This window comes from Paenibacillus sp. FW104-T2 (assembly GCF_058789975.1).
The window spans coordinates 145,479-163,612 of the sequence record NZ_JBYTCE010000016.1; the positions used below are offsets into that span (position 1 = coordinate 145,479).

At 48.5% G+C, this 18,134-nt stretch carries 12 protein-coding genes; all 12 read left to right on the forward strand.

Going from position 1 to position 18,134, the window contains the following annotated elements:
* Positions 1-58 precede the first annotated feature (58 nt).
* The 12 genes from AC3WQ3_RS19955 to ade all read left to right on the forward strand — a co-directional run bounded on the left by AC3WQ3_RS19955 (position 59) and on the right by ade (position 17,954).
* Positions 59-1,681 (forward strand): response regulator, encoded by a 1,623-nt coding sequence (locus AC3WQ3_RS19955; RefSeq protein WP_127536367.1) that lies wholly within the window; start codon positions 59-61, stop codon positions 1,679-1,681.
* Between the two features lie 128 nt (positions 1,682-1,809).
* Positions 1,810-3,492 carry a type 2 periplasmic-binding domain-containing protein gene (locus AC3WQ3_RS19960; RefSeq protein ID WP_492473265.1) on the forward strand — a complete coding sequence of 561 codons (1,683 nt, stop codon included), beginning with the start codon at positions 1,810-1,812 and terminating at the stop codon, positions 3,490-3,492.
* A 248-nt stretch (positions 3,493-3,740) separates the two neighbouring features.
* Positions 3,741-4,631, forward strand: a complete 891-nt coding sequence (locus tag AC3WQ3_RS19965; RefSeq protein ID WP_336779558.1) for an ABC transporter permease — start codon at positions 3,741-3,743, stop codon at positions 4,629-4,631.
* Positions 4,632-4,660: 29 nt separating this feature from the next.
* Positions 4,661-5,539, forward strand: coding sequence for a carbohydrate ABC transporter permease (locus AC3WQ3_RS19970; RefSeq protein WP_062321957.1), 879 nt, complete (start codon positions 4,661-4,663; stop codon positions 5,537-5,539).
* Between the two features lie 38 nt (positions 5,540-5,577).
* Positions 5,578-6,690 carry a glycoside hydrolase family 53 protein gene (locus AC3WQ3_RS19975; RefSeq protein WP_336779560.1) on the forward strand — a complete coding sequence of 371 codons (1,113 nt, stop codon included), beginning with the start codon at positions 5,578-5,580 and terminating at the stop codon, positions 6,688-6,690.
* A 35-nt stretch (positions 6,691-6,725) separates the two neighbouring features.
* Positions 6,726-8,798: a beta-galactosidase gene (locus tag AC3WQ3_RS19980; RefSeq protein ID WP_492473266.1), complete on the forward strand. Its 2,073-nt coding sequence runs from the start codon at positions 6,726-6,728 to the stop codon at positions 8,796-8,798.
* A gap of 176 nt (positions 8,799-8,974) precedes the next feature.
* Positions 8,975-10,414, forward strand: a complete 1,440-nt coding sequence (locus AC3WQ3_RS19985) for an NAD-dependent malic enzyme (RefSeq protein ID WP_492473267.1) — start codon at positions 8,975-8,977, stop codon at positions 10,412-10,414.
* A gap of 26 nt (positions 10,415-10,440) precedes the next feature.
* Positions 10,441-11,130: an HD domain-containing protein gene (locus tag AC3WQ3_RS19990; protein WP_492473268.1), complete on the forward strand. Its 690-nt coding sequence runs from the start codon at positions 10,441-10,443 to the stop codon at positions 11,128-11,130.
* 363 nt (positions 11,131-11,493) lie between these two features.
* The gene (locus AC3WQ3_RS19995; RefSeq protein ID WP_153977919.1) at positions 11,494-12,558 is read left to right on the forward strand and encodes an FUSC family protein; all 1,065 of its coding nucleotides are present in this window, start codon (positions 11,494-11,496) and stop codon (positions 12,556-12,558) included.
* Between the two features lie 132 nt (positions 12,559-12,690).
* A complete protein-coding gene (locus AC3WQ3_RS20000) occupies positions 12,691-13,152 on the forward strand; it encodes a pyridoxamine 5'-phosphate oxidase family protein (RefSeq protein WP_492473270.1) in 462 nt (153 codons plus the stop codon).
* Between the two features lie 290 nt (positions 13,153-13,442).
* On the forward strand, positions 13,443-15,818 hold the full coding sequence (gene helD / locus AC3WQ3_RS20005) for an RNA polymerase recycling motor HelD (RefSeq protein WP_336779565.1): 2,376 nt from the start codon (positions 13,443-13,445) through the stop codon (positions 15,816-15,818).
* 279 nt (positions 15,819-16,097) lie between these two features.
* Complete coding sequence (gene ade, locus AC3WQ3_RS20010) at positions 16,098-17,954, forward strand: adenine deaminase (protein ID WP_336779566.1); 1,857 nt, start codon at positions 16,098-16,100, stop codon at positions 17,952-17,954.
* The last annotated feature ends 180 nt before the right edge of the window (positions 17,955-18,134 follow it).

Genomic DNA, 18,134 nt, shown 5'->3' on the forward strand with positions numbered 1-18,134 from the left:
GATTGCTTTTTGAGAGTAAATATATATTGCAAATGTAGCAGACAGGGAGTGACGAACGTTGATTGATATACTGCTGGTGGATGACGAAACGTATGTAACGGAGAGTCTGGAAATGACCATTCCGTGGGGAGAGCTTGGAGTAACGACGGTGCTTCGTGCAGCGTCCGGCAAGGAAGCGCTGGAGATTATGGAGGAAAATGCGGTCGATATCGTCGTTACCGATATTCGTATGCCCGGTATGAGCGGATTGGACCTGATTGAAGAGGTGAGCAGCAGATGGTCTCATATCCGCTGTATTCTGCTGACCGGACATAGTGATTTTGATTATGCCAAAAAGGCAATTCAGCTGCAGGCATCCGATTATATTCTGAAACCCGTGAATGATGAAGAATTTATGGCTTCGGTCTCTGCTGCGATTACGTCTCTCCGCGGGGAGTGGGATGAGTTTGATAAATATCATAGGCTCCTGTACAGCCGGAAATCGGATTATAAAATTTTGCGTGAAAATCTGATGCATGATCTGCTGCTTGGTCGTGAAATTACAACGCGTGCCCTTCGCGAACAGCTGCAGCAATATGAGATTGGACTTGAACCCGAAGAACCGGTGGTTATGCTCCTTATTCGTCTTACAGGCCGATTCTCTTCCATGGATCAGCAATCACTAGACCTGATGGACTTTGCGGTAGGCAACATCGCAGAGGAAGTTCTCGGAGACCAATTCAGAGTCTGGTTTGGACGAGGGCCGCATGAATGTCTGGTCATGTTTTTACAGCATCAGGGACCGGTGGAGGAAGCATCCATGAGCGAGGAGACATTGACCGGACCGGTGAATACTTTCCGGGAGCATGTCATTCGTTACCTGCAGGGAGATCTGTCCATGGTGGTTACACCGCCGTTTCCGTTTAAAGAAATGACTGCAGCTTACCGCCGAAGTCTGGGATCGCTGGTCCTTTCCGGACCGGAAGAGAACAAGATTATTTTCATGGACAAGGATAGATCCCTGCGGATGGAAAACGATGCAGCGCACGCGCTGGAAGAACTCTATAAACCTCCCGTTTTGCCCCAGTTGCTCGAAACGAAGCAGTGGGAAGCTGCAGCGAGCAAGCTTAATGCTGTATTTGACGCGGCAGATCGGGTGTGTTTGTCCAGAGAGCACGTGTATGAAATGTATTTGTCTGTGACCAATGCGTTCATGTATATCGCTCACAAGCAGGGTCATCTGGTGCACGAGATCGATCACGCAGGTTTTGACCTGCTGCTGGCACATCAGTTGATCCAATCTCCCGAACGGTTGCGACGCTGGGCTACGGAAATGCTTGCGAAGCTGCAGGAAGAGTTATCCGATCAGGCGGGAACCCAGAGCCGCAGGCATGTCATCAAGCAGGTTCAGGAGATGGTTACCCGAGATACGGGACAGGATCTGTCCGTGAAGATGATTGCCGACAAGGTATACCTGCATCCCGTGTATCTGTCGAAGATTTACAAAGCCGAAACGGGCGAAGGTCTTGGGGACTACATGATTCGCATGCGCATGGAACGTGCGCTGTATCTGCTGAAGAACAGCAACAAGAAGATTTACGAAATTACGAGTGAACTTGGATATCAAAATCCGCAATATTTCAGCAAAATGTTCAAAAAGCATTACGGCATGACGCCGAATGAATTTCGAGACCAGGCATAATTTCATCCTCCGTTCCAATATATAGGTTGTCAAAGGTGCAGAAATCTTGTTTTCGTGACATAGGCTGAAAGGCCTGGCAGGCCTATAATGAAAGGGTAACCAAAACGATTGATTGAGGGGGAACAACAATGAGAGCGAAATCTACAAAAAAGAGATGGCTGCCGCTCCTGGCTACGACAACGTGTTTGGCTGTCATTCTTGCTGCATGCGGTGGAGGCAGTGACGGTGAGAGTGCGGGCTCCAGCACGTCTGCCATTGAAAACGAATACAAAGAAAAATATGATCCGGAAGTCACCATTACAACAGCATGGGGGATTGACCCGGAGCTGAAGTTCAAAAATGGGGAATCGATGGAAAATAACGTCGCAACCAAGTGGGCCAAAGAGAAGTTTGGGATCAATATCAAATCCCTGTGGTCTGTGACAGATACGAACAACGCATTCGCGACAAAACTTCGTCTGGCCATGTCTTCCGGTCAAGAGATGCCTGACGTGGTAACGGTAGGAGATAACCTGCTGGCTCAGGATTTGATTGATTCCGGCATGTATCAGGAAGTAGGTCCACTTTTCGATAAATATGCATCGGATACTTGGAAGAAAGCAATGGAGCAGGACCCGAACGTTTGGAACCAGTACAGCCGTGATGGCAAAAGAATGGGTATACCAGTACTCGACTATGCCTACAACAATGATTACCTGCTCTGGATCCGTCAGGACTGGCTGGACAAGCTGAACATGAAAGCGCCAAAAACGATTGACGAACTGGAAACCGTAATGGAAGCGTTCAAAAATAATAACCCGGATGGATTGGCTCCAGACAAGGTCACTCCACTGAGCATCGGTTTCAAAACATCCATGAACACCTGGATGGGTGATCCATCCTGGATCTTCGGTGCATACGGTACGCTGCCGTTCCAATGGAATCTGGGTGCAGATGGCAAGCTGGAGTATGGCTCCATCAACCCCGGCATGAAGCAAGGTTTGACCAAATTGAGCGAGTGGCTCAAGAAGGGTTACATTCCGCAGGAAGCAGCTTTGTGGGATGAGAACAAAACGGCAGAGCCTGCCGTGGCGGGTACGGCCGGTATTATTCCAGGCCCTTACTGGATGAGCGGATGGCCGCTGCTGGATACGGTGAAAAATGTGCCAAGTGCCGTTTGGAAGCCGATCGAAATTCCAGTAGGACCCGAAGGTAAAGCCATGCGTCACGGTACACAGTTTGTTAATGGTGTCGTTCTGATTAAGAAAGACATGGAGCATCCTGAAGCCTTCTTTACTTATGAGAACTACCTGTTCGACAACTATGCAGATCCTGCACCAGGAAGCCCTTATGATAATGGTCTGTTTGAAAAGTATGACTATCAATTGGATGCTGACGGCAAACAAATGCCGATCGATGATATTGAAGGCGGTTATGTTAACGTTGTCCGTTACCTGCTCGTTCGTGATGGTGCCCGTATTCCGGATGCACAGATGAAAGCGCTCTTGAACCTGGCAGACGGCAAAGAGCCTGAAACGAAGCTGGAGAAGGATGTGGCCGTTAACTATGGGCCAGAAACCCCTGCTGCTGCAAAAGTATTGCTCAGTCAGGAAGAAATCTCGTACAAAAACATGTTTACAGGTCCTACAACTGCGACGATGAAATCCAAGCTCGACTATCTGAACAAAATCGAGAATCAAGCATTCAACGAAATTATTTATGGTAAAAATCCTGTAGATGCGTTCGATACATTTGTACAAACGTGGAAATCGGGTGGCGGTGACCAAATCACACAAGAGGTCAACGAGTGGTATGAGAGCGTAAAAAAATAAGGATACAAGGAGCGTGCAGACCAGCCAGGTCTGCGCGCTTTTTTGTCGTTAGGAGAGCTTGATTTGCTTGATAGGGGTGCTAGCCCAAGAGGGAGGAATTGGCTGTAAATGCAGCTAGTCCAAAGTGGTTGCTTTTGTGCCATTTATATTGCTTTTATGTGCTGTTTGACCTATGCAAACGATTGATATAATCGCAGTATAAGCCACTCAGGAAGCCTTGAGTAGGAAGAATTACAGGGGGAGCAATCATGAGAACTTTGAAACGAACTTGGCCATTTCACGTAATGCTGCTGCCAGCTATCATCTTTCTGATTATATTCAGTTATGTGCCTATGGGCGGAATTGTTATGGCATTTCAGAACTACAAACCATGGCTCGGCATCAGCGGCTCGGAGTGGGTCGGGCTTGATAATTTTAGATATTTATTTGAACGCGAGGACAGCCTGCAAGTCATTTGGAATACATTGATCATTGCTGTGCTAAAACTCATTTTTAACTTGTTTGTCCCGTTTGTGTTCGCGATTCTGCTCAATGAGGTTCGCAAGATGGCGATCCAGCGAACGATTCAAACCTTGGTGTATCTGCCTCACTTCTTGTCTTGGGTCATCCTGGGCGGAATTCTGATTGATCTGTTATCCACCGGAGGACTGGTGAACCGGGTACTCGGGGCATTCGGACTTGGGCCATATTTCTTCCTTGGCGATAACAGCTGGTTCCGACCAACGATCATTCTAACGGATGTGTGGAAGGAATTCGGCTATAACATGATTGTCTTCCTGGCTGCCCTTGCCGGCATTAACCCGGCGCTGTATGAAGCAGCAGAAATTGACGGAGCGGGTCGCTGGAAGCAGACGCTGCATATTACCATCCCGTCTCTTGTACCGATGCTGATGGTGGTTGGAACACTGGCACTGGGCAACGTGCTTAACGCCGGGTTCGATCAGATTTTCAACCTGTACAACCCGCTCGTATATCAAACGGGCGACATTATTGATACATTCGTATATCGTTCGGCGCTGGAAAATGGAGAGATGGGCTTCGCGACCGCAATTGGATTGTTTAAATCAGTCATCAGCATGATCTTGATCCTTGTATCATACAGCCTAGCCAAAAAATACGCCGGATATCGTATATTCTAATCGAATGAACGGAGAAAGAAGGGACCACGATGTATCATAAATCAACGCCTTATCGCGTGTTCAACGTCATTAATATTTGTTTTCTCATTTTGGTTGCCATTATGTGTATTGTACCGATGATTCATGTCCTGGCTGTATCCTTCAGTAACAAGGCTGCCGCAGACGCCAACCTCGTCAGCCTCTGGCCGGTAGGATTCTCACTTGAAGCATACAAAAAAACGATGAATAATCCGATTTTCCTAAACTCTCTCTGGATTTCCTTGCTGCGGACCGTTATTGGTACGGGAATTACGTTGCTGATTACCTTTTTGGCGGCGTACCCGTTGTCGAAAGAAAATAATGAATTTAAAGGAAGAACCGTCTATTCATGGATTTTCGTTTTTAGTATGATTTTCAATGGGGGGCTGGTTCCCTTCTATATGGTCATTCAGAAAATCGGCCTAATGGATTCCTTCTGGGTGCTGGTGCTGCCGGGAGCTGTTAATACATTCCTCGTTATTCTGATGCTAAACTTCTTCCGGGGTATTCCGAAAGAGCTTGAGGAAGCGGCGTTGATGGATGGAGCGAATCACTTCAGAACGTTGTTCAGTATTTTCCTGCCGATTTCCATGCCATCGATCGCAACCATTGCACTGTTCAGTATGGTGTTCCACTGGAACTCATGGTTTGACGGATTGCTCTATATGAACAATGCTAAGGATTATCCTCTGGCTACTTTCATGCAGACCGTCATTATCAAACGTGATATGAGTACGATGGCCATGAACCCGAAAGAGATGGAGACCATTTCTCAAACCACGGTAAGAGCTGCACAAATCTTTATCGGAAGCGCCCCAATTCTGATTGTGTACCCGTTCCTGCAGCGTTTCTTTGTTAAAGGCATGACACTGGGTTCAGTTAAAGGCTGAGCCTGGTTGCTAAATCTAATCCAATGGAGGTTGAACAAGTGAGCAACTTGGAGAATAAGCCATTCATTCTTGGAATGGATGTGTCTTTTATGGATGAAATTGAACAGCATGGAGGGAGCTACAGCGACACGGACGGCAAGGAACAGGACCTGCTGTCCATCCTGAAGCTGAACGGTGCCAATGCGATTCGACTGCGGATCTGGAACGATCCTATCGGAGGATTCTGCAATCTGGAGCGAACCGTAACGATTGCCAAACGGATCAAAGAACAAGGGCTGCAATTTCTCCTCGACTTCCATTACTCGGATCGCTGGGCAGACCCAGCCAACCAGTGGAAGCCCAAAGCGTGGGAGAATCTGTCTTATGAAGAGCTTCAACGGGCGGTGTGCACCTATACAGCAGATGTGCTTCGCACGTTAAAAGAACATGACGCCCTGCCTGACATGGTACAGGTCGGGAATGAAATTACCCCAGGCATGCTGTGGGATGAAGGTCGGGTGAGCGGTGAAGAGCATGACACCGACGAACAGTGGGAACGTTTTGCAGGCCTGGTGAAGTACGGTATTGCTGCTGTTAAATCCGTTGATTCCAATATCAACATCATGATCCATATTGATCGTGGCGGGGATAACGTGGAAAGCCGAAAGTTTTACGACCGTTTCGAAGCGCTTGGCGTGGAGTTCGATACGATTGGACTCTCGTACTATCCCTGGTGGCATGGAACGTTGGACGCGCTGCGTGACAATTTGCATGACCTGGCCGCCAGATACGGCAAGCCCATTAACGTGGTTGAGACCGCTTATCCCTGGACATTGGAACAACCCGAAGATCACGAGTGGATTCTGAATCAGGAAGATCTGCTGCTGCCAGGTTATCCGGCAAGTGTGGAAGGCCAAGCGCGCTACCTGCAGGACTTACTTCAGATTATTCGTGAGGTTCCGGGAGGATTGGGTCAAGGTTTTTACTACTGGGAGCCTGCATGGATTCCGAGCAAGCCGGAATGGTCTGTTGGACATCCGAACAACTGGGGCAATTTGACCATGTTTGATTTTAAAGGCCGCAAATTGGAATCGTTTACAGCTTTGAAGGCTGATGTAACTTCGGAAGAATCCGAAACGGATACACCGAAGGGCTCGGCATTGATCAGATAGAGAGCTATTAACATAAGGATAAGGAGACTCGAAATATGATTTATAAATATCCACCTGTAAGTACGAAGGTGCCGCACATGCTGCATGGTGCAGATTATAACCCGGAGCAATGGCTCAAATATCCTGAGGTGCTGGAAGAAGATATCCGCCTGATGAAGCTTGCCAAGTGCAACGTGATGTCCATTGGCATCTTCTCGTGGGTATCCCTTGAACCGGAGGAAGGTGTATACACCTTTGAATGGCTGGATCGTGTTTTGGATACGTTTGCAGCGAATGGAATCTACGCCTTTCTTGCGACGCCGAGCGGTGCAAGACCTGCATGGATGTCCGCCAAGTACCCGGAAGTATTGCGTGTAGGAGCCAATCGGGTTCGCAACCTGCACGGTTTCCGTCATAACCATTGCTATACATCTCCTGTATACCGGGAAAAGGTAACGGCGATCAATACCAAACTCGCCGAACGTTATTCGAAGCATCCTGCGATTATCGGCTGGCATATTTCCAATGAATTTGGCGGCGACTGCCATTGTGACTATTGTCAGGAGGCTTTTCGCGGCTGGGTGAAAAATAAATATGGCACGCTGGATGAATTGAATCATTCCTGGTGGACTACGTTCTGGAGCCATACGGTTACAGACTGGAGTCAGGTGGAATCGCCTTCGCCGCATGGTGAGACACAGGTGCATGCCATGAATCTAGACTGGCGCCGCTTCGTTACGGATCAGACAGCAGACTTCATTGTGCATGAAACAAAACCGCTCAAAGCAAGTAATCCGGATCTGCCTGTAACGACCAATCTGATGGAATTTTATGAAGGGTTGAACTACTGGAAATTTGCCGACATTCTGGACTTCCTGTCCTGGGACAGCTATCCGACATGGCATGATGCGGACGAGGAAGATAAACAGGCCTCCAGAATAGCAATGATGCATGACATCGTTCGTTCGATCAAAGGTGGGCAGCCGTTCCTGCTGATGGAGAGTACGCCAAGTTCTACGAACTGGCAGGAGACCAGCAAGCTGAAACGTCCAGGCATGCATCTGCTGTCTTCTCTTCAAGCGGTAGCGCATGGTTCGGATAGTGTGCAGTACTTCCAATGGAGAAAGAGCAGAGGCTCCAGCGAGAAGCTGCATGGTGCTGTCGTGGATCATGTTGGACATGAACACACCCGTGTGTTCAAGGATGTGACGGACGTAGGCACGGCTCTGGAAGGAATGGAAGCGGTTGTAGGCACGTCCGTACCGGCAGAAGTGGCCATCATTTTCGATTGGGAGAACCGCTGGGCAGTGAAGGATTCCCAGGGACCACGTAATATTGGCGTGAAGTATGAGCAAACGGTAGAGTGGCATTATGATGCATTTTGGAAAAAAGGAGTACCTGTGGACGTGATCGATATGGAAGCCGATCTATCCAAGTACAAATTGCTGATCGCACCGATGTTATACCTTGTGCGGGAAGGTGTAGGCGAACGGATTGAGCGATTTGTCGAAAATGGCGGTACATTCGTCGGAACCTATTGGTCAGGGATCGTCAATGAGAATGACCTATGCTTCCTGGGAGGTTTCCCCGGTCCGCTTCGCAAAACGCTTGGGATCTGGTCTGAAGAGATCGACGGGCTGCATGACCGGGATCAGAATGGGGCGATTCCTGTGAGCGGAAACGAGCTCGGTCTGCAGGCTGAATACGATGCCATCGAATTATGTGATCTTATCCATCTGGAAGGTGCGGAGACGCTGGCAACCTATCGTTCAGACTTTTATGCCGGACGACCTGCATTGACCGTTAACCGATTGGGGTCGGGTAAAGCGTATTATATCGCAACGCGTTTCACTGCACCGTTCTACGATGATTTCTATGGCAAGCTCATTGTCGATCTGGGAATTGAACGTGCACTCGAAACCAAACTTCCTGCAGGAGTCACTGCGCATCTGCGGACGGATGGTACATCCGATTATGTATTTGTACAGAACTATACGCCGGAAACCAAGCAGCTTGAACTGGACAAGAAATCTTATACGGATCTGCTTCGTGGCGAAGAAGTTCATGCCCATTTGGATCTGCAGCCGTATGACATTCGTGTCTTGAGAAGACCGGCTGCACGAAAATAAGATAACTGAGAAAGGCTGTCCTTCACGTCAGATCAGACGTAAGGGCGGTCTTTTTTTGTATAAAGTCATGTAGCAGTTGTCACTTTTTCTGGACAAGATAAAGGAAAAGAGTGCATGTACAGCGAAGAGAAACAGGTAACGTGCAACTCAAGACTTTCAGTCTGGGAGGAATTGGAATGAATCAGAGAAATCTGGACGGCAACAGCATTATTATTCGGCTGGAAATGACAACGAAAGATATCAAGTTTGGCGAAGTGGCCTCGGCCATCTCGGAAGCTGGGGGAGACATCATTGCCATCGACGTGATTTCGACCAATCAGGATGTGAGTGTGCGCGACTTGACAGTTGCGGTAACGGATGCGCAGGATAACAGCAAAATCATAGAAGCGGTACGCCAGCTCAAAGGTGTATCCATTATTAACGTGTCTGACCGTACGTTTCTGCTGCACCTTGGCGGCAAAATCGAAGTCACTCCCAAAACGCCGATTCATAACCGGGAAGACTTGTCACGTGTTTATACACCAGATGTGGCTCGTGTATGTTCGGCGATTGCCGATGAACCGGGCAAGGCATTTTCGCTGACCATCAAACGGAACACGGTGGCCGTTGTATCCGATGGCAGTGCCGTGCTCGGACTGGGGAACATTGGACCTCGCGCAGCGATGCCGGTTATGGAAGGAAAGGCTATGCTGTTTAAGCAGTTTGCCGGTGTGGATGCATTTCCTATCTGCCTGGATACACAGGATACCGAGGAGATCATTCGCACGGTGAAATCGATTTCACCTGCTTTTGGCGGTATTAATCTGGAGGATATCTCCTCTCCGCGATGCTTTGAAATTGAACGAAGACTGAATGAGGAACTGGACATTCCCGTGTTTCATGATGACCAGCATGGTACCGCAGTTGTTTTATATGCCGGTCTGATTAATGCGCTCAAACTTGTCGGCAAATCCATTAACGATGTGAAGATCGTCGTCTGTGGTATAGGCGCTGCAGGGGTGGCTTGCAGCAATATTCTCCTGTCCGCTGGAGCAAGCCGGTTAATCGGTGTTGACCGTGAGGGAGCGATTGTACGGACACAAACCTATGAAAATGAGGTATGGAGTGATTATGCTTCGCGAACCAATCCGGAGCTGGAGTCGGGTTCATTGCGGGATGTTATTCGAGGAGCAGACGTGTTTATCGGATTATCCCGTGGCAATCTGTTAACCCGTGAAGATGTGCAATCCATGGCTGAGGACCCTATCGTATTTGCGATGGCAAACCCGGTACCGGAGATTATGCCGGCTGTAGCGGAGGATATCGTGGCCGTCATGGCTACAGGCCGTTCGGATTATCCGAATCAGATTAATAACGTGCTTTGTTTCCCGGGGATGTTCAGAGCCGTTCTGGACTGCCGTGCGACGGAGATTAATGAAGAAATGAAACTGGCAGCCGCGAAGGCCATTGCTTCTGCCATCTCGGATGAGGAACGTACACGTTATTATATTATTCCAAGCGTATTCAATGATAAGGTGGTCAAGTCGATCCGTAAGCGTGTAGTTGAAGCGGCAGTGAGAACTGGTGTTGCCCGGCGTGTGCCGCGTGAACAGGCCCGAGAAGGCGGGGAAGAGTAATCGTGGACGACAATTCCAGTCTGACTATGAATATATCCGGACATCCTGAGCATGTAGATGGTACATCTGCCAGAGAGGCCATCCTTGGAGCCGCCCGAGCCTTTGTCCAGGGGGATGCCGGGAAGCATACGGACGGTCATGATTGGCCGCATATTGAACGAGTTACGGCGCTTGCTGTTGAGCTTGCCCATCGAATGGGAGCAGACCCTTTTGTCTGTGAGCTGGCTGCACTGCTGCATGATGTGCCGGATGAGAAATTGAACGAAAGTCTGGAAGCCGGGATGGAGAAGCTGAATCGATGGCTGGATGATCAGCAGCTTGAACTGGACACCCGGGAAGCTGTTGTTAACATCATCAGCACGATCTCCTTCGCAGGAGGGCAGCGTCCGGCTGTATCTTCGCTGGAAGCTCAAGTCGTGCAGGATGCAGACCGACTGGATGCGATGGGGGCCATAGGTATCGCACGCACGTTTGCTTTTGCAGGAGCGCGAGGCCGTGAAATGTATGATCCAGCCCTTCCGCCGCGGGAGCAGATGACCCGGGAGGAATATCGAAATGGACGGAGCACGACAATTAATCACTTTTACGAGAAGCTGTTTAAACTGAAGGATCTCATGAATACATCCTATGGCAAGGAACTGGCTGAGCAGCGCCATGCGTTTATGGTGGAGTTCGTGGAGCAGTTCAAGCGGGAGTGGGAAGGGACAGATCGTTAAGCACCCTTGGACTTGGTGAAACGATAACCAAACCAATATATTAGCAAACCTTTGGTGGTGGTAAATACCACATCCCAAAGGTTTGCTTTTTTTTGCAAGAAAACAAGTTATCTAATCTTCTGAAATAAACATTATGAGGAATCACATGGTAACCACATAGCGTCCGTGGTAAAATAAGTCGTTCTGATAAAAATGATGTTTAAGTTACATGGCTACGGGACATTAAAAGGAGCTGCTGTTATCGTTAATGGATGAAAAAGTGGAGTATTGGATCAAATTAATTCAACAAAAAAAGAAATATGGGGTAATAATGATTATTAATGGTTTAGTTCAAAATGAGAGTACAGGTAAGGAGGGGTTACCGTGTCGTTTGGAGCACGCGTGCTTAAGACAGGAATTGCGGTAACGCTTGCTCTGTACCTGAGCATGTTCTTGAATCCGCAGTCACCGGTACCGGCTGCCATAGCTGCCATCTTCGCGATGCAGCCATCAATCTATCGTTCCTGGAAGTATTTCCTGGATCAATTGCAGACAACTACGCTTGGAGCCATTGTTGCCCTCTTGGGCGGTATGGTATTGTCCAATGAGCCAATCGCAGTGGGATTGATCATTGTGCTTGTTATTATGATTTGTCTTAAATTGAATATGGGTGAGACCGTAGGGCTGACTCTGGTTACCGTCGTTTCCATTATGGAAGCTTCAGGTGACTGGCACTTTGCATTGAACCGGTTCCTGCTGACGCTTGTTGGTATTGTATCCGCGTTTCTCATTAATATCACGGTATTTCCGCCTAAGCCCAAGGTGCAGTTTGTGAAGCAGATCCAGAATGTGTTCAACAGTATGTCCTTGCTTTTACGCACGTCCATCTCGGATGAGATCAAGGAAGTCGTTTTCAGGGATGAGAAGGGCAGTCTGGGTGGTTCCATCAAATCGCTCTCGGATAAGTACAATTTGTTTGAGGAAGAACAGAAGAAAATGAAGCGTTCCAAATTCAGCGAGACGCGGCAGATGGTTGTATATAAACAAATGCTGCTGAGCCTGCAAAAAGGGTATGACGTGCTGGATTCTGTGGAGCGACATTATTTTCAAGCACAGCGGACGCCAGAGATGGATCAGTTTTTTGATACACATCTTGAATTGGTCATTAAATTCCATGAGCACGCCCTGCTCAAATTCGAGGATAAGTTGAAGCCGAATGGGGAAGAGGCAGCCCAGTTCATATTGGATAATGATCGGTTCATGGAACAAGCCATATCCCAGTTTGATATGGATCAGGAAGGCATGCTTAGACTATCTATCGTTGCTGCAGCAATATACGATTACGGATATCAGCTGGAACGACTCAACAGGCTTGCCGAACATGTGCACAGCTCCACGGAAGACAACGAGTCACAGGATAAAATGCTGAACTGGCTGAAGTGGCCTTAACAGCAATTGCACACAGGCTTCTCCATCAGATACAATAGAAATACAACGTGTAGCCCGGACAACTGTGTCCGGGTTGTTTTGTATACATAACCAAGGGATGAAGGTCATCTTAGTGAACCGAGGGAGAATAATATGAACGATAAACATCTTAATCCAGAATTTGTTGAATGGCTGAGTGGTGATCAATTGGAGGAGAAACAGCATGAGGCCATGCAGCTGCTAACCGTGTCAGAGGATGGATGGCCGCATCAGGCCATGATTAGTGTGGGGGAGATTATTGCTATGAACCCAAATACACTTAGACTCGCATTATGGCCAGGGACACAAACAAGTATGAATATGAACAGAACAGGCAAGGCTACCTTGATTGCCGTACATGAGCATAAGTTGCTGTATGTGCGCTTGGAGATCAGAGCACTTCCTCCATTAAAGGAAGCTATTCATCCTAGAGATCGGTATGAGGCTCAAGTGACGGGCGTACGCGTGGATCGTGCTCCGTATGCTGACATCACCACAGGCATCACGTTTCAACTAAAAGACGAAGCAGCATCCATATCAAGATGGAAAGAGTCGATTGCAGAATTGCGTCATTAGAAGACGAACCATATCTATATTCATCCATTTCAAGGGTAATAATAAAGAGGTCTATTGGAACGATGCCCTTAGTATATAAGGTTAGTATTTAAGGGTGGAAACAACAAAAAACGCCTCCGCTTGCATCGGGACGCTGTCACTGGTACAATAAAAAATGGTTTTCAGAAAATTAGAACAAATTAACATAAAATTAAAATGTTTACTTTCTAATTAATTATACCATAGCCTTTTCGGGCTTGTCAAATGGGCTTTTGAGGACACAATCCGGGGAAAGAGGGGCGTATTAACATATGAGTACTGACCAGCAATGGAGCGAGGAGCAGCAGCGAGTAGACATCGTAACCGATCAGATCGAGCGGAAAATAACCGACCTTGAAAAGGAGGTTGGGTCTTTCCGGGATGAAGTTGTGGAGATGAGAAAGGACTTCTGGGATGAAGTCACCATGAACTTCAGTGAGGCGGATGATGTTGGGGAAACATCGACCAGCATGCGGCAGCAATCGCAGGTCCTGTCTGATCGGGAGCGCAGTCATCTGAATACGGCAGCAGCGCTGGACAAAATGAAACGACTGCATCACTCGCCCTATTTTGGACGTATCGATTTTAAGGAAGACGGTTATCCGCAAGCAGAGCGGATTTATCTGGGTATTGCCTCACTGCTGGATGAGAAGGAAGAGTCCTTCCTGGTCTACGACTGGCGAGCGCCGATATCCAATCTATATTACGATGGTGCCCCCGGACCAATTACTTACCATACACCAAGCGGGGAAATCAGTGGCGATATCGAAATGAAACGACAGTTTGTCATTCGGGATGGGCGCATCCGTTTTATGTTCGATACCGGGGTTACCATTGGAGATGAACTTCTTCAGGCGGTGCTGAGCCGTACATCGGATGCACAGATGAAAAGCATTGTGGCGACCATTCAAAAGGAACAAAACCGAATTATCCGTAATGACCGTACACGTATGCTGATTGTGCAGGGAGCAGCCGGCAGCGGGAAAACGTCAGCTGCATTGCAGCGTGTAGCCTACCTTCTATACAAGTATCGCGAGCATTTGCAGGCCGATCAGATGGTACTCTTTTCGCCGAACCCGATGTTCAACAGTTACGTATCCACGGTACTGCCTGAGCTTGGGGAAGAAAATATGCTGCAAACGACGTTTCAGGAATACCTGGAACGCAGGCTTGGCCGCGAATATCAGCTGGAGGATCCATTCATTCAGCTTGAATACGTCCTCTCCAATATGGAGGATCCAGGATACACGGCGCGCATGTCAGGCATCCGCTTCAAGTCTTCCGAAGCCTTCCTGAAAGTGATTACGCAATTCAAGGACAGCCTGATGTCGGAAGGCATGAAATTCAAACCGGTGCGGTTCCAGGGACAGGCGGTTGTCACAGCGGAGGCGATGGCTGAGAAATTCTACAGCTTCGGGTCATCCGTGAAGCTGGTGAATCGTCTGGAAATGCTGCGGGACTGGATGCTGAAGGAATTGTCGGCCTTTGGCAAAAGTGAATTGGAAGCACCTTGGGTTGATCAGCAGCTGGATCTGATGGAACCGGAAGATCTGCAGCGTGCTTATCAGCGGCTGAAGCGCAAACAAAAGGGGAAAGTGGATACATTCGATGATTTTGCACAGGAACGGGAGATCTTGGCCCGCATGGTGGTTAGTGATCGGCTCAAGCCATTGCGGAAGTGGATCAAATCGCTGCGATTCGTGGATATTCGCCAGTTGTATGCGCATCTGTTCCAGGACCAGGCACAGATGATTCGTCTGCTGGAAGGCGAGGCACTGCCTGCCCACTGGGATGAAATCTGCAGCATGACCCTTCGCCGAATGAAAGTACAGGAACTGGCTTATGAGGATATTACCCCTTATCTGTATTTGCGGGAGCTGCTGCTTGGGTTCCATATCAACTCGAATATAAGACATGTGATTATTGACGAGGCACAGGATTATTCTGCGTTTCAGCTGGCTTTCATGAAAAGACTGTTTCCACGGGCGAAAATAACGGCCTTGGGTGATTTTAATCAGGCGATCTATGCCCATTCTTCAGTACTTCGTGGGACTGGACCACTCACAAATCTGTATGGACCAGAGAATACCGAAGTGATCGAACTCACGCGGAGCTACCGTTCAACACAGGAGATTGTGGAGTTTACAAGGGGGATGGTTCCCGGTGGGGAAGAGATTATTCCGTTCAATCGCAGCGGCGAGAAGCCGGCAGTCATTGTTTCATCCAATACGGAGGAGCATATGAAGAAGATTGCAGCGGATCTTAGCCATCTCATTCAGGAAGAGTATGAATCGGTTGCGGTAATCTGTAAGACGGCGGAAGAGAGCAAGGAAGTTCATGAGGCGTTAAGCCGCGTACTGCCTGCTGCACCGAAATTGATCAAGAAGACAACACTTGCCTTCGAACGGGGTGTGCATGTCATACCGGCATACCTTGCAAAAGGGGTGGAGTTTGATGCGGTGCTGATCTATGACGGTTCAGCAGAACAATATGCGCAGGAGCACGAGCGCAAACTGTTCTATACGGCGTGTACCCGAGCGATGCACCTGCTCCATGTGTACAGCCTTGGTAAACCAAGTCCGTTCATAACCTCACAACCGCAGCAATTATATGCCATTAACCATGTATCTGCGGCTCAAACAGATTAAACAAGGTGATCCTTTTATATGAGAAGACTTCCGTTCCCTAGAACGGGAGTCTTTCTATGTAGGGTAAGGTTTTGAATATGATAAACGCAGTGGAAGAGCAACGCTGGATAACGATTCCTGACATAAGAATGAATGGGTTTAGTTCCGTGGATAATTATTGAGCTTGAATTTGTACTCATGCACAATTGGTGGGAATTTTCTTTACACATGCCGTGCGGACTCATATAATCGTAACAATATATTTTTTTGGGATCGTTAATGAATGAAGGAGGCAATGGCATGAACAAACCATCTTTTGAACGGCCATTAATGGCAGATTGTGTGCCTGATCTGGTAGCAACAGCGCGAGGAGATATGAAGGCAACATTAGTGATTCGGGGCGGGACGCTGGTTAATGTCATCTCGGGTGAAATTTTGCCGGATATGTCCGTTGCGGTGCAGGGAGCTCGGATTGCTTATGTTGGCAAGGATGTGAGTCATACCATCGGAGAGCATACACGTATTATTGAAGCAGAAGGGAAATACATTGCTCCAGGATTACTGGACGGACATTGCCACATTGAGAGCACGCAGATGAAGGTGACGGAGTTTGCGAGAGCCGTACTGCCTTCCGGTACAACCGGTGGTTTTTTTGACCCGCATGAGATTTCCAACGTACTCGGACTCAAGGGTCTGCGGCTTATGCTGGATGAAGCGAGAACGACGCCGCTCGCAGCCTATATGCAGGTGGCTTCCTGTGTGCCTTCAACACATCCTGGTTTGGAGACGACAGGAGCTTATATCGGGCCTGAGGAAGTGGCTGAGGCTCTCTCCTGGGGCCCTGACATGATTGGGCTTGGTGAGGTCATGAACTTCCCGGGTGTCGTATACGGGGATGAAACGATGATAGGAGAAATCCAGGCTACGCTGCGGGCTGGCAAGGTGGCGGACGGTCACTTTACCTGGGCAGCGGATGACTGGCGTTTACCTGTTTATGCGGCAAGCGGTGTGACTGGAGACCATGAATGTGTGACGAAGGAAGATGTCGTGGAGCGTCTGAGACTTGGCATGTATGCCAAAATGCGGCAGGGATCAGCCTGGCATGATGTGGCTGAAACCATCAAAGCCTGTACCGAACTCGGACTGGATACTCGCCGAATGATGCTGGTGACCGATGATCGGAGTTCGGAATCGCTGCTCAAAGAAGGACACATGGACTTCGTCGTCCGACTGGCCATCTCGCAGGGGGTCAAACCCGTGACTGCCTTCCAAATGGCAACGATAAACACAGCGGAACGTTTCGGTGTGGCTCGTGATATTGGAGCCGTTATCCCTGGCAATATAGCTGATATTATCTTACTGGATGGCCGACTGGCAGATGTGCGTGTTGGCATGACAATTGCTGCCGGGCATGTTGTCGCAGAGAAGGGAAAGATGACGGCCGTCTGGGATAGCTTCACTTATCCGGAAGAAGCGTTGAATACGGTGAAGCTGGAAGCTAATATTCAGCCGAAAGATATGGAACTGCAAGCGCCGATTGCCGAGGGAGCCATCGGGGCCAAAATCATTCATGTGACCGAAAACCATGTGGATACGAAAGAGAAACATGTTCCTGTACCTGTGCAAAACGGTAAGGTAGCTGTGTCCACAACGGGAGATATCTGCAAAATTGCAGTACTAGAACGACATAGGCAAACCGGAAACAAGGCAGTTGCACTTGTAGGCGGCATTGGATTCACACGCCCTGCAGCCATTGCGATGACAGTAGCTCATGACAGTCACAATCTTCTCGTTATCGGTAACGATGATACCTTGATGGCGGAGGCAGGTAATCGGGTAATTCGCATGCAAGGCGGGGTTGCCGTGATTACGGATGAAGGTGTAACCGAGTTTCCACTTCGGATCGCAGGATTAATGTCCACCGAGCCCTTTGAAGAAGTCGCTGCACAATCTGCTGCAATCAGCGAAGCACTGCAATCGGCAGGCTGTACTCTGAATAATGCCTTCATGACACTTTCCCTGCTTGCTCTGGTCGTTATTCCTGAGCTGCGTTTATCGGATAAGGGGTTAGTACGGATCTCGGCAGACGGAATTGAGCTGGTGACGTTATTTGACGAGACAACGGAAAGCAGCCCAATTACCCCTACTGGATCATAACCTGGGAGTATGTTTTCTCATGCTAGCTGGTTTGTAAGAACGTGATGAACAGAAATGACAAAGATAGATGGATGAATGTTTCTATGTAAGACGGAAGTCGCCTTTATGGCGGCTTTTTTTGTTTCTTTTTAGAGAAAACGCTTCCTAGGTCTTCTGTTGGTCATTCGTATATGGCAATAA

Excerpts from the sequence above, each read along its gene's own strand:
- AC3WQ3_RS19965 (WP_336779558.1), top strand. The coding sequence starts at position 3,741 with ATGAGAACTTTGAAACGAACTTGGCCATTTCACGTAATGCTGCTGCCA.
- AC3WQ3_RS19980 (WP_492473266.1), top strand. The coding sequence starts at position 6,726 with ATGATTTATAAATATCCACCTGTAAGTACGAAGGTGCCGCACATGCTG.
- ade (WP_336779566.1), top strand. The coding sequence starts at position 16,098 with ATGAACAAACCATCTTTTGAACGGCCATTAATGGCAGATTGTGTGCCT.
- AC3WQ3_RS20000 (WP_492473270.1), top strand. The coding sequence starts at position 12,691 with ATGAACGATAAACATCTTAATCCAGAATTTGTTGAATGGCTGAGTGGT.
- AC3WQ3_RS19985 (WP_492473267.1), top strand. The coding sequence starts at position 8,975 with ATGAATCAGAGAAATCTGGACGGCAACAGCATTATTATTCGGCTGGAA.
- AC3WQ3_RS19990 (WP_492473268.1), top strand. The coding sequence starts at position 10,441 with ATGAATATATCCGGACATCCTGAGCATGTAGATGGTACATCTGCCAGA.
- AC3WQ3_RS19960 (WP_492473265.1), top strand. The coding sequence starts at position 1,810 with ATGAGAGCGAAATCTACAAAAAAGAGATGGCTGCCGCTCCTGGCTACG.
- AC3WQ3_RS19970 (WP_062321957.1), top strand. The coding sequence starts at position 4,661 with ATGTATCATAAATCAACGCCTTATCGCGTGTTCAACGTCATTAATATT.
- helD (WP_336779565.1), top strand. The coding sequence starts at position 13,443 with ATGAGTACTGACCAGCAATGGAGCGAGGAGCAGCAGCGAGTAGACATC.